The sequence below is a fragment of the Sphingomonas glacialis genome, from assembly GCF_006439055.1.
Lineage (GTDB): Bacteria > Pseudomonadota > Alphaproteobacteria > Sphingomonadales > Sphingomonadaceae > Sphingomonas > Sphingomonas glacialis_A.
On record NZ_RCZC01000001.1, the window covers coordinates 622,939 to 644,985 of the forward strand.

The following is a 22,047-nucleotide window of genomic DNA, read 5'->3' on the forward strand; positions in this document are numbered from 1 at the left end:
CCGCACATTCCGCCGCTCAGACGATCTTTGGCGCCTCCCGACTACAGCCGCGTGTTCATCGCGCGCCCGCTGGGAGGTCAGCGCACAGGAGCGGACCGCCATCCACATCGACTATGCGGCCGGTTCAATGGGCAACCGAGTCATGGACGCCGATCCCCGTTTCGGAGCGCAGTCGCTGGCTTGCATATCCCGCTTTGTCGATCGCCGCGCGGGGGGATCGGTCGAGCATCGAGATCAGCCAGATCGCCGCGAACCCGGCCGGCACCGAGAACAGCGCCGGGGAGCTGTACGGGAATATGGCATGTGCGAAGCCGAACACCGCCACCCAGATGACGGGCGACAGCACGGTCAGGCCAAAGGCCGCCAGCAGCCCGATCGCGCCGCCCCAGGCCGCGCCGTTGGTGGTGCAGCCCTTCCACAGCAACGACATCACCAGCACCGGGAAATTGCCCGACGCGGCAAGCGCGAAGGCAAGGCTGACCATGAAAGCGACATTCTGCTTCTCGAACACCACGCCGAGGATGATCGCCGATATGCCGAGCAGGATCGTGGTGATCCGCGACACGCGGAGCTCCTTGATCGGATCGGCGGCGCCTTTGCGGATCACGCTTGCATAGATGTCGTGCGAGATCGCGGACGCCGCGGAGAGCGTCAGCCCCGCGACGACGGCGAGGATCGTCGCGAACGCCACCGCCGAGATGAAGCCCAGGAACAAATTGCCGCCGATCGCATGCGCCAGATGCATCACCGCCATGTTGTTGCCGCCGCGCAACGCGCCGCCCACGCCGACATAATCTGGGTTGAACGAGATCATCACGATCGCGCCGAAGCCGAGGATAAAGGTCAAGGCGTAGAAATAGCCGATCCACACCGTCGCCCACATGATCGATTTCCGCGCCTCGCGCGCATCCGGGACGGTGAAGAAGCGCATCAGGATATGCGGCAGACCGGCCGTGCCGAGCATCAGTGCAAAACCGAACGACAGCGCCGAGATCGGATCCTTGATGAACCCGCCAGGCCCCATGATCGCACGGCCCTTCGCGGCGGCATCGCTGGGCGAGAGACCGCTTTCGAGCGCCAGCCTGGTCTTCACCGCGACGGCCCGCGCGAACAGTGTTTCGAACGAGAAACCGACATGCAGCATTACGCCCAGCACCAGGAAAGTGGCGCCGCACAGGAGCATCACCGCCTTGATGATCTGCACCCACGACGTCGCGCGCATGCCGCCGAACAGGACGTAGATCATCATCAACCCGCCGACGACGGTGATCGCATAGAGATACGGAAGGCCGAACAGCAGCTGGACGAGTTGCCCCGCCCCGACCATCTGCGCGATCAGATAGAAAGAGACGACGAGCAGCGTGCTGACCGCCGCAAAGCTGCGGACCGGCCCTTGCAGGAAGCGATAGGACGCGACGTCGGCGAAGGTGAACTGGCCGAGGTTCCGCAATTTCTCGGCAACGAGAAACAGCACGATCGGCCACCCTACCAAGAATCCGATCGCGTAGATCAATCCGTCATAGCCGTCGTTGAAGATCTGCGAGGTGATGCCGAGGAAAGAGGCGGCCGAGCAATAGTCCCCCGCCATCGCGAGACCATTCTGAAACCCGGTGATGCCGCCGCCGGTATAGAAATCCGAGACGGTTCGCGTTCGTCGGGCGGCCGCTCCGGTGATGAACAGCGTGATCGCGACGAACCCCGCGAACATCAGGATCGCGGTCCAGTTTGTCGGCTGACGCTGGATCGCGCCGGCAATCGCCGCATTCGCTCCGGTCGCCCAGCCGAGCAGAGCAAGGAGGCCGGCGGTCTGCCAGAGGCTGCGCGTCACGCGCGCGTGCTCGCGAGCAGTTCGGCAAGCCGTGCATCATATTCGCCGTTCGCGCGCCGGACATAGACCGCGCAGATCGCGACCGTCCCGAGCAGCATCGCCGCGCCGAGGATCACCGCAAGGCTGATCGTGCCACCGCCGATCGGCTGCGCCATCAGCGGCTTGTCGAAGGCGACGAGCGAAATGAAGCCGCTGTAGACGAGCACGGTGATCGCGGTCAGCGTCCACGAAAAGCGCTGGCGGTCGCGCACCAACGCGGCATAGCGGGGATCGGAAGCGATCCGCATTTCCACCGCGCTTACGGATTGGTCTGAAGTCTGCATTTCATATCATCGGCAAGGATGCAGCACTTGGCAACGCATCGCCGGCGTATCGACCAACAAAATGTCATGGCTATGCGCCGCCCCGTCTTTCGCTTCCCCACTTCAGGCATGCATTCATCCGATTTCTGCGGCAGCTACGCCCCGCCGTTTCCGCCCTTGAACGGCTCAGGCTTTTCCTCGGATAGCGAACATATGTTCAGCTCACTGCGTCAAAGCGCAGCCAGTTTTGGCGGCGCCCGACAATCGCAGAGGACAATACGCTAAGGTATTAGCAGCCTGAAAACGGGATTCACGTCATCCCCCGTACAGCGAATTCTCCCAAGCCCCGCTAGGGTCATCCCGCTTTTCCTGATTATCGGGCGTGTGACGCCATGGCCAAGGCCGTGGCGCCCAAGGTGACGCGCGATGACGGCCGGTTGGCGGTGAGTTCCACGTCGGCCTCCGACACCGCGCTCGCGCCCGATAGGCGCAATCGGTACCGGCCATAGCGTATGCGCTCGAATATGAAGTAGCCGTCAAACTCGGACCGAACCTTGGCGATGACGGCCTCTTTTGAATCGACGAGTTCGACCAATTCGCCGGCCAATGCGCCGCCCGCCCCGGTCATCTTGCCTTCGATCGACCCCGTCCCGACGATGCCGAGTTCGACCGGCGTTGTCATCCCCGCGCGCGGCAGGACCATGACGCCGTCGGTCGCCGGAACGTCGAACGGATCGGCCAAACTCGCCGCGTCGACCGAGATCTTGACCGGCACCGCCGGATCAAGCGATCCGACGACGCGCGGGTCTGTCCGCGCCTTCTCCGCCGCGCGCAGCAGAACCGGCGTGCCATCGACCTGGATGCCGCCGGGCACCAACGCCTCGCCCGGCGCACGCTTGCCGTCGCCATCGTCGTCGCGAAACAGCGTGACGGCGAGGCCGCCCGACGCCGCCTGGGGCTTGGAGGTGATGCGCCCCACCCTGTCCCGGCGCCGAAGCTGGTCAGCACGTTGAAGCGCAGCGCGGCATGACCGCTCGTATCCATGTCGCCGCCCACCGTCAGCGCGAAGCGGCTGAAATCGCGCGTATACCCGCCGCTGATGCGCAGCGCGCGCGCATTCGGGGCGTAGGACGCGGCGGCCTCGAGCGCGGAGGATCGCCCCGCGCTCCAGTTCGCCGCGACTTGCACGGTGGCGAGCGAAATCTTCGATGTGACCGCCCACTGCGCTTCCCCGCGCAGCCGCACGCCGCGAACGCGCGTGTTGAACAGCAGGCCGATGCTGCCCGCGCTGGCCGCTTGCCCATTGCGCGGCGACAGCATCTGCCAGCCCCCGGTCACGCTCGCCGAGAAACCCGCCATCGCCGCCGAGATTCGCGAATTGGCCTCGATCGCGGTGCCCCCGGTGGTGCGGATAGTGGCGAGGTCGAAATGGACCGGCAGGATCAAGCCCGCCACCCGCGCCGGCTTGTCGACTGCAATGCGGATTCGCGAGGTGAGATCGGCGGACACCTGTTGCGACTGCAATCCTGCATTGCGCAGGCCCTCGAGCGAGAAGCTCGCCCCAAGCGCATGGCCGAGCACACCGATCCTGGCGGCGGTCCCCCCGCCACGCGCATGCGCCACATCGATTTGCGCGAGCATCGGGCCGACGCCGCCGCGCAGCGTGCCGTCGACGAACACCGCCGGTCCATCCGTATCGCCCAACCGATGGACCGCCGCACCGCCGGAGAAGCCGCGGCCAAGCCCATGCTCGAACCCGACGTCTTGGCGCCAGCCCATCTGACGCGCGATACCGGCAACGGGCGCACCGAACTCGATGAGATCGCGCCCTTGCTGCACCGCATCGGCCCACCACCATGTCTGGCCGGGCGGGACGGCCTGCTGGGCGATGTTGTAGACCTTGGTCTCTCGCCGCACCTGACCCTGAGGGCCGTAGGATACGATCTCGAAAATGTTGGGCCCGAAGCGCAGCGCGATCTTGCGGAAGAGATAGCGCCCGTCCGAGCCCGCCTTCGCGGCGCCGATCAGTTCGGCGTTGCGATATAGCTCGACATCCCACCCCACCGGCACGGTGCCGGTGAAGTCGATCATGTCGAAATCGTTCGCGCGCTCGAGCGGGCGGTTGGTGAGCGCGGCGCCACGGCCGAAAGCGCCTTGCGCAACGAGTGGCGTGCTGAACCCGACAACGTCGCCCAGCGCCACTTGCGTCGCGCGCATGGGCGCGAGCAGCCCGCCATCGGGATCGGCGCGGTACAGTCGCACGCGGAGCGCATCGGGCTTGAGATCATGCGTCGAGACAAGCCGCATGTCGGTGGAGAAAAAAGCGAGCTCGCCCGCCGCGAAAATCTCGTAGCCCGGCGTCGTCTGTACCGAACGGGCGGACGAACGTTCCGCCGAGAGCCCGAAATTGACGTCGATCCAAGGCGCGCGCCACGCGCGATACGGGAGCGAAATGCGCGGCAACGGCGTCGCCGGGCCAGCCGGCGCCTGCTGCAGCCGGCTGGCGAGCGCCGCGCGTCGGATCGCCGCCTCGATCGGCAGCGCACCCTTCGAGCTGACCCCGAGGACCGCGTTGGTGATGTCGACGTCGAAGTCGACGCCAAGCCATTTGCCGAGGTCGACCGCGCGCACGCACCAGCCCGACCGGCTGTCCCAGATCGTCTCGTAGGTCAGCGGGGCGCGTTGCCCACCGAATTCGGCCTGTCGCCGGGGGCGGTCGATCGCGATGCGGCGGCTTTCCTGGAACGCCCAGCCGCTCGCGGTGCCGGCCTTGGCATCGACACTGATCGCGATCTGCAGCGCGTCGATCGTGTCCTGCAGGTCAAGACACACGCCCGCCTTGGTGTTGAACGCGCGCACGCTGCTGCCGACCGGCGCGCTGCCGAGCTGGACGCTGAACAACAAGGCATCGTCAGGATCGGTCTTCAGCTGCGCATCCGCGGCCGGCGCTGCGATCGCCCCGAGTACGAGCAGCAGCGCGGCGGCGAAGGCGCGAAGCTGGACCCGGTACGACACGAAAACGCCGCGCGGCCGTCAGCCCCGGATCACGCGCCCCGCGCGACCTTGGCCTCGACCACCGCGCCCCCGCCCGCGGGATCGGTCTCGGTGAAGCGCACCACCAGTGGCCCGGCCGGCAGCTTGTCGCGCGCGATCGTCACCGACACGTCGCGGCTCGCGACCTCGGTATAGGCGGCGAGCCCCTTCACGGTCGAAATCGGCGTGCTGGAACCCTGCGCCAGGACGTCGAGCGTGCCATAAACCGAGCGGTTGCCGCTGCGCTGGAGCGTGACGGTCACACGCGCGCCATCGGCGACCGGCGTCAGATGCGCATTGGCGAGCACCGCCTTGCCCTCGATCGCACCGATGCGGACGATCACCGGGATCGCGATGCCGTAGATCGGCGTCAGCGCGATCGACATGCCTTGCGGCTGGCCCGGCTTGGGCGCGTCGGGCGCAGGCGCATCGATCGTCGCTGCGTCGGGCACCGCGCGGAACAGCAGATGCGCGCGATATTCGCCCGGCGCGAGCGACGGCGGCGCGCGCACGCCGATCCGCACCGTCTGCGGCTGCTGCGGCGCCAGCGTGATCTTGCGCGGTGCGTAATTGATGATGTCGAGCGCGGCGGCATCGGACGGCGTCGCGAGCGCCTCGTCGAGCGGGTTGATCTGCCCGGTCGCGTCCATCCGGCGCAGCACGAGCGAAATGCGGTAGGTGGTGGTCTTGTCGCCGGTGTTGCTGACCATCACTTCGCCGCCCGAATTGCCATCGAGTACGATGCGCGTCGGCGCGACCAGCAGGTCGCTGGCGATCACGGGCTGCGCGATCGAGAAAAGCACCGCGGCGGCGATCGCCGCAAGATTCCTGAGCATGTCTTTTCAAGCCTCACACTGGACGAAGCGCCGAGGAACGGGGCTTCTCATCGGGTGCGAGGCGTAGCGCTGATGGCGCTGAGAGATGGCAAATGCGCGTTAAGTAGTTTTACTGATACTCGACGATCACGTCGAACGTGCCGCTATAGCTCCCCTCGACCAAGGCGCCCGACGCGGTCAGCGTCCCCCCCATGGTGAACGGGTTCTTCGCATTGCCCGGGCGCAGCACCATCGTGCGGTCCGATGGTGTGAACACGGCCCGCAGCCTGTGCCCCTTCCCGTCGTCGAGCATAGCGGGGGAGACGATGATCGAGACGATCTCGTCCTTCGCCCCGGTGATCGCAAATGCGCCCGCGCTTTGCCCACCAAGGCATTGCAGCCCGCCCGAGCACGACAAAGCGCCGTTCGGGCTGACCGTGATTTGCCCACCATTGCCCCCCAATGCGAGCGTGCCGAAATCGATTTCGCGCAGCATCTCGACGCTTGGCGCACCATGCGGGTTCGATGCTAGCGCGGGGGCTCCCCACAGCAGACACGCGAAGGCGGTCAGCCACACGCCGCGGCGGACCGGGAAGGGAGAGTGTGCGAGGTTTCGCATGGCGGATTGGCCACCGCGCCCCCGGCCGCGCCGGGCCACCACTCGAGCGGCGGCCCCGGCGCAATCGGGGAGGTCGGTCGGCTTACTGATAGTTGACCGAGACCGAATATTGGCCGGTATAGGTGCCGTCCGCCTGGCTCGCGCCGACGTTCAGCGTACCTGCGACCTTGAAGTCGCCAGCGCCACCGGTCAGCGTCAACGCCGTGGTCGAGGTCGCCAGATTGACCGTCATCGAGTGCGAGGCACCGTCCGACAGCGTTGCCGTCGCGCTGTCGAGGCTGACACTGACGACTTCGCCGGTGGTGCCGACGACATGGAAGCCGCCCGAGGTCGCGGTGTCGTAACAGCCAAGGCCAGAACCGCACGTGCGTGCCCCGCTTTCGGCGACGGCTACGGTCGATGCGCTTGCCGACGGGAGAATCTTGCCGAAATACAGGTCGGAGGATTTGGTCACGGTGATCGCGCGGAGGATTTTTACGCTCGCAGTACCGTTACCCGCTGCGGCGTACGCGGGCGACACCGTCGCAACCGCCAGGATTGCGCCAATTGCGCCGATCGTCTTTTTCGAAAGAAGGATCATGATCTTGCCCCAGAACATGCCGACCGTCATTGGCCGGTGTCGGAGCTATGAGCGGGCAAGCGCAAAAAAATGGTTGCCGCACGTGGTAACCCGTCCGTTAAGCATCCTAACGGGTCCGCATCGCACATCTCTGTCGCGGCGCGCAGCGGCGGTCTCTGGGGCTGGACCGCCGGCGCTGCGCCACATGAAGCGCGCTTTAAGCGCCGCTACGTACTAATCCCTACACGCGAAGTCTTACCGAGAGATTAAAGCGCCCGCCCCAGGGCTCGGCGCCGCATGGCCATGCAACGCGGGGACGCGCAAGCCGCGTCTCGGCGCGCGCGGAGGTCCTGGCAAAATCGGGTTATTGATAATCGACCGAGACGACATATTGCCCGGCATAGGCGCCCTCGGCCTGGTTCGCCTTGACGCTCAGCACGCCGGCAATGCCGAAATCGCCACTCCCGCCGGCAAGCGCCAGCGACGACGTGGAAAGGCTGAGATTGGCGGTCATCGTGTGCGCCGCGCCATCGGTTAAGGTCACCCGCGTTGTGGCGAGACTGATGCAAACGATCTGCCCGCTGACGCCGACGACGTGAAAACGGCCGGCGCTCGGCGTGCCGTAGCACCGCAACGGTGATCCGCAGGTGCGCACGCCATCCTGCCGTATTGCGACGGTAGCCGTGCTCGTTGCGGGTAGTACGGTGCCGAACATTAGATCAGCTGTCTTGGTCACCGCGACGGGGCGGAGAATCTGGACGCTTGCCCTAGCCGCCCCGGGCGCCGCCGAAACGCCGCTCGCCATCGATACGGCGGTGACGCCGGCAAGAAGATGCGGGAATAGCTTCACGACACGCCCCAGACATCGCTCGCCGTCCGCAAGCGCTGCCCCGCAATGCCCCCGCTATGGTAAACAAGCCGTTGCCGCGGCGCTGTCCGCGCGACGCCGGGCACGCGAAAAGGGCCAGTGACGTCCGCGACATCACCGACCCTTTGCGACGCACCGCAAGCGTTACTGGTAGTTCACCGACACGGAATATTGGCCGGTGTACGTGCCATCGACCTGGTTTGCGCCGACGTTGAGCGTGCCCGCGACGCTGAAGTCGCCTGCACCGCCCGCCAGCGTCAGCGATGACGTCGAGGTCCCGAGATCGACCGTCATCGCGTGCGAGGCACCATCCGATAGCGTCGCGGTGGTACTGTCGAGGCTGACGCTGACGACTTCGCCATTGGTCCCGACAACGTGGAACGCGCCCGAGCTGGCGGTGTCATAGCAACCAAGGCCAGCGCCGCATGTGCGCGCGCCGCTTTCGGCTACCGCAACCGTGGCCGCACTCGCGGATGGGAGGATCTTCCCGAAATAGAGGTCGGCCGACTTGGTGACGGTAATCGCGCGAAGGATCTTCACGCTCGCGTCGCCATTGCCGGTCGACGCATAAGACGGCGAGACGGCAAGAAGGGTCAGAACGGCGCCGAACGCACCGAGCCGCTTGGTCGAGAAAAATGTCATGATCTTTGCCCCAGAACATGCCGGTCTGGATTGACCGGTGTCCTGAAAATGGCACGCAAACCTGCCGAAACGCTTCGCGAGCATGGCGAAGACGCGATTAACCACCACTCCGGATCACAGCCGCAACCTACTGATAATCAACGTCTACGTGGAATGCACCGTGATATCCCCCGGGCGCCTGCCCGGCCGGAACGATAATTTCCCCGCCGATCGCGACCCGCGCCTTGCCCGCAATCAGGTCGAGCTGCGGGCTGCCAAGCGTCAGCGCGACCTGCAGCGAATCGCCTGCGGCGGAGCTGAGCGTGGCATGGTCGGTCACCGTCACGCCGACGCGCTCGCCCGCCGTGCCCGTGAGCGCGAAGATCGCCGGGGACGCGCGTCCCGTGCACGATGCGGCGCGGCTGCACCGCGTCGTGCCGTCAGGATTGACCGTCAACACGACGCCCGAGCTGGACGAATCGATGCTACCGAAGGCGAGCGGCGCCTCCTCCCGCGCGATCACCGGCGCGACGATCGTCACCGATGCAGCACCCGCGACCGCGGTTGCCGAGGCGCTCGTCGATGCGAGCAGGGCGCAAAGAACGGTTGCCGCGCCGACACACGTTCTAGGGCAAGAGGTGATAAAGCGACGCGGCATGGGAAGCGTAGTAGCTCTGAATGTGTAAATCCAAGGTACGGAGATATACCTACGGCGCTCTTAATACCCCGGCTTTCGCGCCTCCGCGCCCGGCCGCACCGTCACGAAACGACCGCGAGCGTCGCTCAGGCGAAGTGCGCGGATTCGGCCGTCAGCGCGACGCGGATCGCCGCCGCCAGCGAATCGGCCTCGAGCTTCGACATCACATTGGCACGGTGAATCTCCACCGTGCGCGGGCTGAGATCGAGGTCGAGTGCGATCTCCTTGTTCGACAATCCGCCAACCAGACCGACCAGCACTTCACGCTCGCGCGCACTCAGGCGCTCGATCTGCATGCGGGCCGTCTCACGTGGTGCGGCCTGATCGCGCGCGTCCTGCAGCGCTTCGAACGCGCGATCGACCAGACCCATCAGGTCTTCGATGGCAAACGGCTTTTCGATGAAATCGCCGGCGCCGCGTTTCATCGCTTCGACCGCCAGCGCAATCTCGGCCTTCGCCGTCATAACGATCGTTCTGATCCGCCGATCGGTTGCGGCCAGTCGCGACAGCACATCGAGGCCGGAAAGACCCGGCATGTGAATGTCGAGCAGCAGCACTCCTTCCTCAAGCCCGTCGAGCGCCGCGACGAACGCGTTGCCAGAATCGAACGAATACAGGTGGCAGTCGCCGCGGCGCGACAGGGCATTGTGCAGGAGCGAGCGGATAACCTCGTTATCATCGACGATATAAACGGTCTTCATCGATCGTACTCTGCTCCGAAAGGTCCGGTTCGGATGCATTGCCGATGCTGGCCTGTCAATTGGCGCAGCGCGTGCCGTTTGCGGACACCGCGGGCGGTGCTGTTCGACGCTGTCGAGCCGTGTCAGGCAACATGCGCCAAGCGATCGCAGCCGGCCTTGAGAAGCCGCGGCCATTCGCAGGCGGGCGCGCGTTTCAAATCCTGCTCGAGCTCCGACGCTGCATCGCCGAGCAGCGTTTCTCCGAAAAAGCCCGCCATTCCCGCCAAATCGTGGAGCATCGCGGTTAATTCCTGGACGCGCATGCGATCGATCGATTCTTGGTGCGCACTCGCGGAAATAGCCGCGAGCGTCGTCGCCTTTCCCTTGCGATAGAGAACGGCGACGTCCTTCGCGGCGGCGCCTTTCTCTGCGCCCGCCGCGATATCGTGCTGCAGCGCACGGTTCCCCGAGAAGCGCTCCGCAAGCGCTTCCAGGTCGCGCAGTCGCACCGGTTTGGCGAGATGCGCCTGCATCCCTGCCGCAAGGCACGCTGCCTTGTCCTCGGCATAGGCGTTTGCAGTCAGCGCGACGATCGGCAACCGCTCCGCCGTGAAACCGAGCGCGCGGATGCGCCGCGTCGCGGTCAGCCCGTCGACCACCGGCATCTGCATGTCCATCAGCACCAGGTCGAACGGCACATCGGCGACCGCAGCCGCTTGCACCATCGCAACCGCCTCCGCCCCGTCGGCGGCGATCTGGTGGATGAAGCCGGCCGCGTCTGCCATTGCGGTGATCAGCGCCCGGTTGACGGCATGGTCCTCGGCAATCAGTACGCGCAGTGGTGCCGCGTGCCGCGTGCTCGAAGGCGTCGGGCCCTGCGCGACAGCTCGATCGGGCTGGCCGTGCGTCGTCGCTTCGACCAGCGGGATGCGCAGCGTGAAGGTCGTCCCGACGCCGACCGCGCTGACCACGTCGATCGAGCCGCCCATCAGGCGGGCGAGTTCTGCGCTGATAGACAGGCCGAGTCCGGTTCCGCCGTATCGGCGTGCGACCGATGCGTCGGCCTGCGCGAATTGCTGGAAGATCATGTCGAGCCGGTCGGGCGCGATGCCGATCCCCGAATCCTCGACGTCGATCGACAGCACGCCATGCCGCGCCCGCGCATGGACGCTGATCGCGCCGTGATCGGTGAACTTCACGGCATTGCCGATCAGGTTCAACAGGATCTGACGGATGCGCAGCGGGTCTCCGACCACATATTCCGGCAAGGCCGGGTCCAGCGAGATGGTGAGATCGACCCCCTTGCTCCGCGCGATCGGCTCCATCAATTGCGCGCATACGTGGAGCTTGTGGCCGAGACGTACCGGCTCCGCGGCAACCTGCATTCGCCCAGAATCGATCTTCGACATGTCGAGGATGTCGTTGAGCAACCGCATCATCGCGCGTCCCGAATCCGCGATGAGCTGGAGGTATTTGCGCTGCTCCTCGGTGAGGTCCATCCGCGCGAGCAATTCCGCAAAGCCGAACACAGCGTTCATCGGCGTGCGAATCTCATGACTCATATTGGCCAGAAAGGTCGCCTTGGCGGCGCTGGCGTTCTCGGCATCGAGCCGCGCCTGTTGCAGCGCGGCTTCGCGCAAGCGTCTGTCGGTGACGTCGCGGACCGAATCCGAGATTTCGACGATCGCATTCGACGCGTCGCGGTGGAACCGGGGTTTCGCCTCGAACCATCGGACATCGCCGTTCTTCGCCAAGGCACGATATTCGACGGTTACGTCGACGGGGGACGTGGCCGCTGCCTTGAACTCGCGCGCAACACGCGCGTGGTCGTCGGAATGCATGAACATGAAGGGCGTCTTGCCGAGCATCTCCTCGGGCGCATAACCTAGCAGATTCGTGATCGACGGCGATACGTAGCGCAAAAAGCCATCGGCATCGTACACCGCGATGATGTCGCGGACATTGTCCGCCAGCATCCGGCAGTGCCTTTCGCTCTCGGCGAGCGAGGCTGCGGCGAGATGTTGCTTCGTCACATCCTGAAATACGCCGAAGATCGAAATGGTCTTGCCCGCAGTATTACAAACGCACTCGGCCTTTGCGATCGTATACCGGATCGAACCATCGGGGCGCCGAATGCGCAGTTGGAACTCGTATCCCTCGCCAAGTCGGGCGGCGCGATCGACGAGGCGAGTCAGCGTCGCGCGGTCGTCTTCATGATAGAGTTTTTGGATCTCTTCGTATTGTGGGACGCTCGCGCTCGTCGGCAGTCCATGGATCCGAAAGACTTCGTCCGACCATGTGACGCGCTGGGTTACAAGGTCGAAGCGCCAGTGACCGACGCCGGACATCGCTTCCGCGCTTTTCAGGAGACGAAGCCGCTCGTCGAGAACGCCGCGCGCCGCCGAAAGCTCGAACTGGTCGACGACCATCTTTGCCAGCGCACGAAGAAAGTGCAGATCGACGTCGCTGGGGCGCTGCCGGGGTTCGGTGTCGATGACGCACAACGTGCCCAGATTGTGACCGCTCTTCGTCGTCAGAACGGCGCCAGCGTAGAAGCGGATATGCGGGGCGCCCACCACCAGCGGATTATTAGAAAACCGGGCATCCTTCGACGCGTCTTCCACGATCAGAACCGAGTTCGGCCCTAACCGGATCGAATGGTCGCAGAATGCCCATTCGCGTGGCGTCTCGCGCACTGGTAGGCCGATACAGGCCTTGAACCATTGTCGATCCTGATCGACCAGCGACACGAGCGCGATAGGCACCTGAAAATAGGCGGCGGCGAGGTCTGCGATACGATCGAACCGATCCTCGGGCGCCGTATCGAGGACGAATTGGTCGTGAAGTTCGGCGATGCGCGCTGATTCTGTGGATGAAGCGCTGTCGCTTGGTGCCTCTTGAGTCTCCATCTGCCCACTTCCCCACCACCGTTGGCATGGCCTGTCAGAAGATGGTTAAGGATCTCTTTAGCAACCACATTGGGTCGCGAGCCGCCCCGGTGCAGATGGGCGGCGCAGCTCTCAACCCAAATTGCCGCAAAGCAGGCTGTACGCCGGGTATAGCTTGGATCGCCGAAGGCTGCCTGTCACCCTTCCAATTTGAAGCATACCGTTTGTCGACGATGCTGCGACCCAACCCGCAGAAGAAGTCGGCTGCGGGCTATTGCCCAGACGTCCGCTATCGCCCTTCCCTCAATTGGCTGCGGGCGGCGCAATGCGCTGCGCCTCGCTGTCGGAAAAGGTTCGACCGCCCGAGATGGCCAAGCTGGCCAGCGCGCCCCCCGGCGAACCGTTCGTGTTGGGGTGATAGGTCACCGAAATCTTGTCGCCGCGCTTGAAGTCGCGCGGGGTAAACCCTTGCTTCGAGAACATCAGCGGGCTGCCCGAAATGATCGCCATTTCGACGGGCTTGCCGGCTTTGTCCTTGGCAAGAATCACCAGCGACGAGTGCGGAGCGCCCCAGCGAAATTCCTTCAAAGTGCCGGCGGCCGCCGCCGTCGTGTTCATGTTGTACGCCCCGAACGAATGATGCGCCAAAACCGGAGCGGCGGCGATCAGCGCCAAGGAGACGACGGCTGCTTGCGTAAAAACCTTCATGTACGGACTCCCTTTGGACCCGGCCGGACCTCGCTGATCGCCGCTCTCGGCGGGATCGCTCGCAATTGGCCCGAATGACCGGCAGCTCTCCTGCTGGATGGCCTTCTACTCCGGGGCCAAGGCCGCAAATAGCTGTTACAATCCGGTCAACGCGCGCACCGCGCGCTGCGCTACACGAACCGAAGCGACATCAGCGCAAATCTCGCCTTGGCAGCGCGTTCGGCCTGGAGCGGATTGGATCGCTCGACCCAGTGCAGAATCGATTCGGACAGCGCCATCATGCGGTCGAGCGGGACGTCTTCCGACGGTGAAGGTGGCGCGACGACGCAGGAATAGAGCAGCAGTCCGCGCTCGAAGCTGGCCAGCAACGGGTTCTGCGCGAACGCTTGGATCTGCCGATCGATCAGGATCATCCTCCACGCGTCGGCGGCTCCGTCGAGCGGGGTCGGCTGAACGCCATCGACCGGTGGGCTTTTCGCGCGTGACGCGGCCAGTCGCGCGATCTCGACGCTCAGCAGCCCTGCCGCCTCGTAGCAATCCGAGACCGCGAGGTGATGCCGCGACAGGATATGCGGCAGCAAGGACGAGATCGACACGGTATCAGGCTTCCGCAGCACGATTCCGCCGCTTCGTCCGCGCTGCGACGCCACGACGTCCAGGTCTTCGAGCAACCGCACGCTTTGCCGGACGATTTCCCCGTTGGTGTCGAACCGCATCGCGATGTCCGCTTCGGAGCCCAGGCACACCTCTGGCGCGTCCTGCTGTTCCCCGATCGTCTGCAAGATCCGCAAGGCCAGCCGATAGGCGACCTTCCTGCCGCCGGTGTGGTGCTTGGAAAAGGCCGCGATGTCGCACGGACGGTCCATCGCGAGGCGATTGCGCTCTTCGAGGTACCGTTCGAGCGCTGCGCGGGCCGAAGCCGCGTCGCCGCACGCGATCGCGTGCCAAAGCGCACGGGCGGCGCTCGTGTTGGGGTCTTCGCGCTGCTCGTCGGGATGGGCGCATGCCTTGCGGACCGACTCGATATATTCGACGATCAACTCGAATGCGGGATTCCCCGTCTGATAGGCCAAGGCGCGCGGGACCGAGACCTGGACCTCGTCGTTGACGAAGCGCAGCTCCCTCGGCAGCGGCGATGCCGGGTCGCAGATCATGTTGACCATCGCCGACAGCAGCGCCGCCTCCGCCTCGACGAGCTCGCGGATGCCATCGCGCGCGATGTAGATGTACAACAAGGTGAGCTCGACGATGTTGCCGAAATCCGGCTCGGCGACCACGACGCCCCCGCCGGGCCCCGGCCGGAGACGAGCCACCCCACGCTGTTCGAGGATCGCCAGCGCCTCGCGAAAGGCCCAGCGGCCGAGCTTGTGGCGAGCGCGTATCTGCGCGACCGTCCCGAGCAAACATCCGCTGTCGAGATTGCCGAAGATGATCTCTTGCTGGATGAGCATGGCGCCACGCTGCGCGAGCTTGGCGCCTTCGCTGGTTCGCCCCGCGACCAATGCATGGTCGATGTTCAGCGGGCCGCTCGGCTTGTTACGTCGCGCCGCCATCAGACTCCGTCCTTTCCTTGGGGCGATTTGCTTTTTCTTGCCTTATAAAGCGCCTCGAAAGTGAAAGGCGCAACGCTTTACGAATACCATCAAGCCCCAAAGTCTAGGGTAGGTCCGCTGGCTCAGGGACCAGCCCCGCGTCGCTAGGGACATTCGGATCCCCGATCTGCAGTTCGCAATTATATTCGTCGAACAGCGGCATGTTGGGCTGCCACCGGAAGGTCCGCACGATCGTCCAGGGGGCGGTGTAATATTTCGGATCGACGATAGTGGTTTCGATTTCGAGCAAAGGCTTGTGATCGCCGTTGTCGATCTTGCGGATGCGGTTGATCAGGTGCGCGTCCTTCGACACCGGCGTGCCGGCGATGTCGAGCCACAGGCCCTGCTTGAAGCCGCTGGTGTCGGCGACGAGCGTGTCGCCATCCCAGTGCGCCATCGCCGTTCCCATATAGCTGCGCCCTGGCGGCAGCAGCTTGCTGTCGAGAACGAGGTTTAGCCGCCCGCGATAGTCCTGGAAGACGAATTCCACGGCCGCCTTGTTCTGGAAGATCATGAACGGCATGTGGACGTCCGCCTGCCAGATGATGCCGGGCGGCCGGCATAGCGCGGCACCGTTCTGGAACGGCTTTCCGGCCTTGTCGGCGTTGGAACGCCGTTCGAGAACGCGCGCACCGGCCATCGTGAACGGTATGAGCTTGCCGTGGAGATCGCGCAGGATGCGGCCACGCAGGCTCAGATCGTGAAACCAGACCCCGCTAAAGTCGCGCGGATCCGACGACGCGCGACGGGCGTCGGACCTGAGCAGCGGCGGCTCCGCCATCGCTGCCATGGGCGACACCGGAATCGCAGCCGCGACCTTTTGTGCGTCGGTTAGCGGGGGGTCTTCACCCAGGCGCAGTTCGAGCGCCGCGGCATCGGCATAGACCGCCTTTTCGGGCACCGAGTCCGGATCGACATACGGCCGCGGCTTCGGCAGCGGAGGGAGCCCCGACGGTGGCCCGCCGGGCGGAAATCCCCCCGGCGGAGGGCCGCCCGGGGGAAATCCGCCCGGTGGCGGACCGCCCGGCGGAAAACCGCCCGACGGGGGCATGCCTTGCGGCATCGCGCCCGCCGGAGGCGCAGCCTGCGAAGGGGCGGCCTGCGGAGGTGCGCCTTGCGGCATTGCGGCAGCCGTGGGCGCTGCCTGTGCGGGCGCATCCGCCGGCACGCTTTGCGCGCTGGCGCTGTGCGTCAGCGCCAAGGCCGCGCCGATCATCGCCAGGCGGACCGAGACGGGACGCCTGCCGGTGCGGGAGATGTGCGACGAACTGGTGGAAGACATCGCTATTGACCTTTCTTGGACGCGAGCCGATCGAGACACACGTCCTCGGCGAAAACGACGAAGGGCTGGCGCTTGTAGGTCACCCGCGCTTCCCAGGGATGCTGATAATATTCCGGATCGGTGATCGTGATCCGGTCCTCGAGCGTATCCGCATCGAGCAGGCGATAGCGCTCGGTCACCTTCATGTCCCACGAGTGCGGCAGCAGCTGATCGATGAGCGCTTCGGGGGGCACATCGGTCGTCTCGACCTCGAGCGTGTCGCCGACCCAGCGCCCGCGCGAGACACCGGTGAAGCGCGTTCCCAACGGCTTTTCGAGCGGGAGCCCGCGCAGGTCGATCTGTCGGATCAAACGATTCCATTCGAAATCGAAGGTCAGGACGTTGAACAATTCCCGGATCTTGAAGCGCTTCGCGGTGATCATCATGCGCGGCATGCCCGGATTGGCGCAGCGCGAGGTCATGACGTCGTAATCGTCGATCGCGCCCTTCTTCTTGAGGCGCAGGTTGGTGCGATACGCCTCCTCTCCCTTCTTGGTGAAGGGGACCGTGCGATCGGCGGGGCGCAGGTCGACGACCGGCGTGGTGATCTGCCAAACCCCGAGCATGGCCTCGGTTTGCCCCGACACCGCCGGTGCCGGAGCCGGAGCCGGAGCCGCCTGGGGGGCCGCGAAGGCCGGTCCTGCGGCGAGCACCAGCAGCGCGGCACAAAAATGGGATGATTTTCGCACGAGTGCCTATCCTTCGTTGAACCTAGAGATCGCGGCGGCGCGACCGTGCGTCGGGCGTCATTTGCCCCAATGCTCGGCGATCTTGCCGTTCTGGATCCGCATCATGTTGAACATGAATTCCGGCGCGGTCTTGCCGGGCAACTGGATCGACGAGACCCACACCACCTTGTCGCCGTCGGCTACCCAGTACAGGTCCTGCGGGCTCGGCATCGGGCCCGCCATCGGGCCATTGCCTGCCGCCAATGTCGCCATGTTTTCGACATAGCCGTCGCGCCCGGGCTTTATGCCGTCGCTGTGCTGAATGTAGCTCGGGCTGATATAGCGTTCGGCGACCGCCTCGATTTTCCTGCGGTCATGATCTCGAAACGTCGCCTCCCGGATCTCGACCAGAAAGGTTTTGACCAACTGGACATTGGCGTTCGCGGTTGCGCGCGCCGGCTCGGCGGTCGCCTGCCCCGACGCGGCGGAGGCGAGCAGCAGGCCGAGACACGAGGCGAGGATCCTGCGACCCGGACCGCCAGCACGTTTGATACGCATCATCATCAATTCCCAAGGTTTCGGAGTGGTTTGGACACGGCGCGCACGATGCGCTCCGCCGGGCTGGCAGGACGGCGCAGCGGCCGACACCCGACACGATTGCCACGGGCGATCGGCGGGCCGAGCGCGATGGCCATCAGAAGCGCGCCTGCAGGATCACCCCGTAGGTGCGGGGATCGGTCCGCGTACCGGTGATCGAGAGGGGAGCGATCGACAGCACCGAAAGCGACGCCGCAGTCCGTTGATTGGTGAAGTTCCGGACGTAACCGCTGATCGAAAAGGCCTTGCTGTGCGGCGTCCAGCTCAGATTGGCGTTGCCGATCAGCTGCGCCTTGGCGCGGATGTACGCGGCGCCGCCGAGCGCCGCGTCCGCTGCGGAAAGCGGCGCGAGATCGTAAGCCGAGCGGTACACCCCTTCGCCGCGCAGCGTGACGGTCGATCCTCCCGGCAGCGCGACGTCATGTTCCCAAAAGGCGTTCGCCGTGGTCGCGGGAATGTAGGGGATTTGCTCCTTCGACAGATTGGCTGTGATCGCCGGCGTGCGATCAACGAACCGCGCATCGACATAGCTGGCATTCACGCCGATGCGGTCATGCCGGGCGGGTCGCACCAGAATCTCGATCTCGCCTCCGGTCATGCGGGCCGGCGCAGTGATCTGCAGGAAGGACGGGGCAAACGCGTTGCCGATATTCACCGCGGTCTGATAGCCGCCATAGTCGTAGTAGGAGAGCGCGCCGTTCAATTGGAGCCGATTGTCGAAGAAGCGGTTCTTGGTGCCGATCTCGTACGAGGTCAGCGTTTCCTCTTTATAGGGCAAGGCGATCGGCTGGTTGCCGGCGCCGCTCACCACCTGAACGTCGCCCGGCAGAAAACCCGTCGAAATCGACGCATAGACGAGGTTGTTGCGACTGAGGTCGTATTCGAGCCGGGCCTTGTAGGTGACGTTGTTGAACCGGCTCGTTGCCGCGTCGCCCGACACCGACTTGGTGACGAGAACTTCCGGCAGCGAAAAGCCAGGCGTTCCCGGTATGCCCGCAATCCCGAAATTGAGATTGGCGGTATAGTCCTGGTCGCTTTGCACGTAGGTATGATCGTAGCGCAGGCCGCCGCTGACGCGCAGGCGATCGGTCAGCGGATAGGTCGCTTCGGCGTAGACACCCAGAGCGCGCGTTTGCTTCGACGTTTTCGCGAAATAGGCGCGCGCGCCGTTATACTGCAGCGTGGCGGAATTCTGGCTTTCAAGATCGTTCTTGTAATAGAAGAGCCCAGCCTGCCACGTCAGCTTCGAACGCGCGGACGAAGAGAGACGCAGTTCCTGGGTAAGGAAATTGTCCTTCGGCACGAATTGCTTCTGCGAGAGGACCAGACCCGCCGGACCGAGCACGAGGATGTCGGCGTCCTGATGCCAGGTGCGATAGGATGGCACATAGGTCAGCGTGACACCGCCCAGGTCGATGTCGATATTTGCCCAAAACTGCCGGAAGCGGTTTCGCCCTTCGGTCGAACCGATCGGCACCTTGGTAAACGTGTCGGGCGCGGTGAGTTGTAGCGCCTGTTCGCCGGTGTGCGTCACATTGTCCTGGAACGCGGCCGCGAGCGTCACCGACACGGTGCTCGCCGGCTGCACGAGCAGCTTCACGCGGCCTTCGTTGGTGCGCAGCGCACCACCCTGCGGCGCGTCATAGCCGTCGCGCTCATAATGATTGCCCGACACGCGGATCGCTGCGACATCGCCGATCGGCAGGTTGAGCGCCCCGTTGAAATGCCGCAACGCGGCATTGCCGACTTCCGCCAGTGCCGCGCCTTCGACTTCGCCCAGCTTCGGAGCGATCGAATGGATCGCGACCAGCCCGGCGGTGGCGCTGCGGCCGTAGAGTGTGCCCTGCGGACCGCGCAGCACCTCGAGCCGTTCCAGATCATAGGTGCCGCCGATGCCGCCGTAGATCTCGTCGACATAGACCGCTGCCGTCGGCACGCTGGAAATGATCGAACCCGCGGCGCTGGCATTGGCAGGGACGCCGCGAATGGCGATCCCGGTTTCGGGGGAATCGGACCCACCGCCACTGGTTCCGGTCGACGTTGCGCCCGAGACGCCGGGCACATTGTCGAGCATCTGTGACAAGGTGCTCCGCCCCTGTTCGCGCAGGTCCTCGCCCGACCGGACGCTGACCGAGATGGGGACGTGTTGAATACCCACCGCGCGGCGTTCGGCCGTGACGATGATATCCTGCGTCGCGGTCTCAACCTCGTCCTTGGTCTGTCGATCCTGGCCCGCATTCTGTGCGAACGCCGTGCCGCTCGCCGAAACCATGAGCACGCCCAGAGCGATACCTCTTGCGCATTTGCCATTTCCCATCGTCATCCTCCCCCTTATTTTCGGTCGTTTTACCTGACGGCTCGCGCTTGCGGCGCTGCTGTCGGTTCAAGCGTAGGGTTCGCCTGAAATGTTGACCGATTAGTCTAATAAGAGGGCGGGGATCGTTATAATAGCTGTCAGAATTGTGCGAATATCCGTGGCGCTTTCTCGACTCTGGACTTACGCGTCACGGCGAAAAAGCGACGGTCGCTGCGCGCGCGGCAGTGTTCTACGACGCGCAGCCGGGCGCGCGCCACCACCGCATTGCTCTTGGCGCACGGTGCAGACTTCAGCGCTACGGACCGGGCAAGGGGTAACACCGCTCTAATGGGCGGGGCGTTTAAGGGTTACGCCGATATCGCGAGTCTGCTCCTGGATGCCGGCGCTGACCCCAACCAGCGCAATCACGCCGGTCAGACTGCGTTGATGAATGCGGTCATGTTCGGTCACGCCGAGATCGTTGAAATGCTACTCGCAGCTGGGGGCGATGTGGAGCTGAGCGATGCTGTGGGGAACAGCGCGGCCAGCATCGCTGCGGCGCAAACCAACTCGGCTATGGCAGATCTGGTGAAGCGCGCTACGGGCGATGCCAAGCAATTCGCCGATGCGACCGTACATAAGGCCAACGAATCTGACTGCACCTCGGGTAGACTGCAGTAGCGACAGTGCCCGACGAAGCGCGAACCTTGACGCACACCCTTCTCGGTCAACGAGCGCGAGGCGGCTCGATCTGTCCAAGCGAAGTCGCCAGGGCCCTGGCATCCGCGGGCGACTCGACCTTTGTGGATTGGCGTGACGCCATGCCGGAGGTTCATGCCGCTATCGATCAACTCTTGGCAGAAGGTTCGGTGCGGCTGACATGGAAAGGCGCGCTACTCGCGACGCGAGCCGGTCCCTATCGAATCCGGCGCGAAGAGTGAAATTCGCGGTCGCGGCGGCCTGCGGTCGCCTTGGGTGGTTGAGCTAAATATCGCACATTGAGTCATATCCCCTCAACGCGACGAGTGAACTATTTCGCCCGGCCGGCCTTCTCGTCGGCCAACCGCTTCTCGAACAAAGCCGCGTAGGTTTCAGCGTAAATCCGGCAGGCCTTGTCGTCGATAAACGGATTAGGGATCCGCGATACCGCCAGCTTGCGCGCTTTCACATCGCCGTCGGACTGCCCGGGGTGCGGCGTCAGGAGGATGTTGCACGGCAGCGCGCGTAAGGTGGCAAAGCTGCGGCGAAAGGCGTCGGCTTCTTCGGGGTGGCCTGTGTAGCGATAGCCCGGTCCGGCGATCGGGTTGAGGCTGGAGGCAAAGACCGTGTCCAAACACCGACCGCCTTCGCAGGATCGCCACGTCCAGCTCATGCTGCCGGGGGTGTGTCCGGCGGTAAGGTGAGCGGTCACGATGGTGTCGCCGAGACGGATCGGCGTGCCGTCGGCCACGGCACGCACGCGTCGGACGCCAGGGTAAGCGACGCCCCAAGCGACCTGCGGATCATCGGGAGCGGCCTGCCCCGAGCGCAGCACGGCGGCGGCGGCGGCGCTGGCAATCACGGTCGCGCCACTGTCGCGGGCGAGGGCGGCGATGCCGCTGGCATGATCGAAATGCGGCTCAGTATTTAGGATAAGTTTCACGTCGGCAATGCGAAAACCGAGCCGGCGGATATTGGCCTCGATCGCGCGCACCCCTTGCGGCACCGCACCGTCAATCAGGATCAGACCCGCCGACGTCCGGATCAGGGCAACATTGAGCGCGCCGAAACCGACGAGATAGGTGTTGCCGTAGATGTGCAGAGGCGCTTGCGGCGTGATCCACTCAGCCGCGTCGGCCGGCTTGATCGGACGCAGCAGCGGATCGTCGGCATGAGAAATTCCCGGTGCGCCGACCATCCACGCCAGACCCGCCATAGTCGCTATAAGTCGCTTCATGCTCAATCTTCCCTAGCTT

General features: G+C 64.8%; 22 protein-coding genes and 1 pseudogene. 3 read left to right on the top strand and 20 right to left on the bottom strand.

What is annotated here, in order from left to right; translation table 11 throughout:
* Positions 1-124: 124 nt before the first annotated feature.
* The 13 genes and pseudogenes from EAH76_RS02815 to EAH76_RS24820 form a co-directional block, all read right to left on the bottom strand.
* Positions 125-1,828 (bottom strand): cation acetate symporter, encoded by a 1,704-nt coding sequence (locus EAH76_RS02815; RefSeq protein WP_140847781.1) that lies wholly within the window; start codon positions 1,826-1,828, stop codon positions 125-127.
* On the bottom strand, positions 1,825-2,115 hold the full coding sequence (locus tag EAH76_RS02820; RefSeq protein WP_206667831.1) for a DUF485 domain-containing protein: 291 nt from the start codon (positions 2,113-2,115) through the stop codon (positions 1,825-1,827). The genes EAH76_RS02815 and EAH76_RS02820 overlap by 4 nt, the downstream gene beginning before the upstream one ends.
* Before the next feature lie 388 nt (positions 2,116-2,503).
* Positions 2,504-2,872, bottom strand: a complete 369-nt coding sequence (locus EAH76_RS02825; RefSeq protein ID WP_140847786.1) for a carboxypeptidase-like regulatory domain-containing protein — start codon at positions 2,870-2,872, stop codon at positions 2,504-2,506.
* Positions 2,809-5,145, bottom strand: a complete 2,337-nt coding sequence (locus EAH76_RS02830) for a carboxypeptidase regulatory-like domain-containing protein (protein ID WP_140847789.1) — start codon at positions 5,143-5,145, stop codon at positions 2,809-2,811. Before EAH76_RS02830 ends, EAH76_RS02825 begins: the two co-directional genes overlap by 64 nt.
* Before the next feature lie 29 nt (positions 5,146-5,174).
* Positions 5,175-5,999, bottom strand: a complete 825-nt coding sequence (locus EAH76_RS02835) for a fimbrial biogenesis chaperone (RefSeq protein ID WP_241659511.1) — start codon at positions 5,997-5,999, stop codon at positions 5,175-5,177.
* A 109-nt stretch (positions 6,000-6,108) separates the two neighbouring features.
* Positions 6,109-6,597, bottom strand: a complete 489-nt coding sequence (locus EAH76_RS02840) for a DUF4402 domain-containing protein (protein WP_140847791.1) — start codon at positions 6,595-6,597, stop codon at positions 6,109-6,111.
* Between the two features lie 82 nt (positions 6,598-6,679).
* Positions 6,680-7,207 (bottom strand): DUF4402 domain-containing protein, encoded by a 528-nt coding sequence (locus EAH76_RS02845; RefSeq protein WP_241659512.1) that lies wholly within the window; start codon positions 7,205-7,207, stop codon positions 6,680-6,682.
* 313 nt (positions 7,208-7,520) lie between these two features.
* Positions 7,521-8,006 carry a DUF4402 domain-containing protein gene (locus EAH76_RS02850; RefSeq protein WP_140847794.1) on the bottom strand — a complete coding sequence of 162 codons (486 nt, stop codon included), beginning with the start codon at positions 8,004-8,006 and terminating at the stop codon, positions 7,521-7,523.
* A 162-nt stretch (positions 8,007-8,168) separates the two neighbouring features.
* Entirely contained in the window at positions 8,169-8,666 is a 498-nt protein-coding gene (locus EAH76_RS02855; RefSeq protein WP_140847799.1) for a DUF4402 domain-containing protein, read from the bottom strand.
* 127 nt (positions 8,667-8,793) lie between these two features.
* Positions 8,794-9,186 (bottom strand): DUF4402 domain-containing protein, encoded by a 393-nt coding sequence (locus EAH76_RS02860; protein ID WP_161988950.1) that lies wholly within the window; start codon positions 9,184-9,186, stop codon positions 8,794-8,796.
* A gap of 242 nt (positions 9,187-9,428) precedes the next feature.
* The gene (locus tag EAH76_RS02865; protein WP_241659513.1) at positions 9,429-10,217 is read right to left on the bottom strand and encodes a response regulator transcription factor; all 789 of its coding nucleotides are present in this window, start codon (positions 10,215-10,217) and stop codon (positions 9,429-9,431) included.
* Positions 10,166-12,055, bottom strand: a complete 1,890-nt coding sequence (locus tag EAH76_RS02870; protein WP_241659514.1) for a PAS domain-containing hybrid sensor histidine kinase/response regulator — start codon at positions 12,053-12,055, stop codon at positions 10,166-10,168. The genes EAH76_RS02865 and EAH76_RS02870 overlap by 52 nt, the downstream gene beginning before the upstream one ends.
* A gap of 69 nt (positions 12,056-12,124) precedes the next feature.
* A pseudogene (locus EAH76_RS24820) lies at positions 12,125-12,787 on the bottom strand (PAS domain-containing protein); the annotation flags it as partial.
* On the opposite strand from EAH76_RS24820, the gene EAH76_RS24400 reads away from it, so the two are divergent.
* Positions 12,746-12,886: a hypothetical protein gene (locus tag EAH76_RS24400; protein WP_241659516.1), complete on the top strand. Its 141-nt coding sequence runs from the start codon at positions 12,746-12,748 to the stop codon at positions 12,884-12,886. The pseudogene EAH76_RS24820 and the gene EAH76_RS24400 overlap by 42 nt on opposite strands.
* Before the next feature lie 327 nt (positions 12,887-13,213).
* Here the strand turns inward: EAH76_RS24400 and EAH76_RS02875 are convergent, their stop codons facing one another.
* The 6 genes from EAH76_RS02875 to EAH76_RS02900 form a co-directional block, all read right to left on the bottom strand.
* A complete protein-coding gene (locus EAH76_RS02875; RefSeq protein WP_140847815.1) occupies positions 13,214-13,618 on the bottom strand; it encodes a DUF6152 family protein in 405 nt (134 codons plus the stop codon).
* Positions 13,619-13,788: 170 nt separating this feature from the next.
* On the bottom strand, positions 13,789-15,171 hold the full coding sequence (locus EAH76_RS02880; RefSeq protein WP_140847817.1) for an Rrf2 family transcriptional regulator: 1,383 nt from the start codon (positions 15,169-15,171) through the stop codon (positions 13,789-13,791).
* Positions 15,172-15,274: 103 nt separating this feature from the next.
* Positions 15,275-16,492 (bottom strand): hypothetical protein, encoded by a 1,218-nt coding sequence (locus EAH76_RS24240; protein ID WP_161988951.1) that lies wholly within the window; start codon positions 16,490-16,492, stop codon positions 15,275-15,277.
* A 2-nt stretch (positions 16,493-16,494) separates the two neighbouring features.
* On the bottom strand, positions 16,495-17,220 hold the full coding sequence (locus EAH76_RS02890) for a hypothetical protein (RefSeq protein ID WP_241659517.1): 726 nt from the start codon (positions 17,218-17,220) through the stop codon (positions 16,495-16,497).
* Between the two features lie 57 nt (positions 17,221-17,277).
* Positions 17,278-17,847, bottom strand: a complete 570-nt coding sequence (locus tag EAH76_RS02895; protein WP_161988952.1) for a nuclear transport factor 2 family protein — start codon at positions 17,845-17,847, stop codon at positions 17,278-17,280.
* Between the two features lie 46 nt (positions 17,848-17,893).
* Entirely contained in the window at positions 17,894-20,068 is a 2,175-nt protein-coding gene (locus tag EAH76_RS02900; protein WP_241659545.1) for a TonB-dependent receptor, read from the bottom strand.
* A 315-nt stretch (positions 20,069-20,383) separates the two neighbouring features.
* On the opposite strand from EAH76_RS02900, the gene EAH76_RS02905 reads away from it, so the two are divergent.
* Together EAH76_RS02905 and EAH76_RS02910 are read left to right on the top strand one after the other, a co-directional pair.
* A complete protein-coding gene (locus tag EAH76_RS02905; protein ID WP_277754244.1) occupies positions 20,384-20,773 on the top strand; it encodes an ankyrin repeat domain-containing protein in 390 nt (129 codons plus the stop codon).
* Positions 20,774-20,778: 5 nt separating this feature from the next.
* Complete coding sequence (locus EAH76_RS02910; RefSeq protein WP_241659518.1) at positions 20,779-21,033, top strand: DUF3253 domain-containing protein; 255 nt, start codon at positions 20,779-20,781, stop codon at positions 21,031-21,033.
* A gap of 89 nt (positions 21,034-21,122) precedes the next feature.
* On the opposite strand, the gene bla is transcribed toward EAH76_RS02910, so the two are convergent.
* Positions 21,123-22,007 carry a subclass B3 metallo-beta-lactamase gene (gene bla / locus EAH76_RS02915; protein ID WP_241659519.1) on the bottom strand — a complete coding sequence of 295 codons (885 nt, stop codon included), beginning with the start codon at positions 22,005-22,007 and terminating at the stop codon, positions 21,123-21,125.
* Positions 22,008-22,047: the final 40 nt, after the last annotated feature.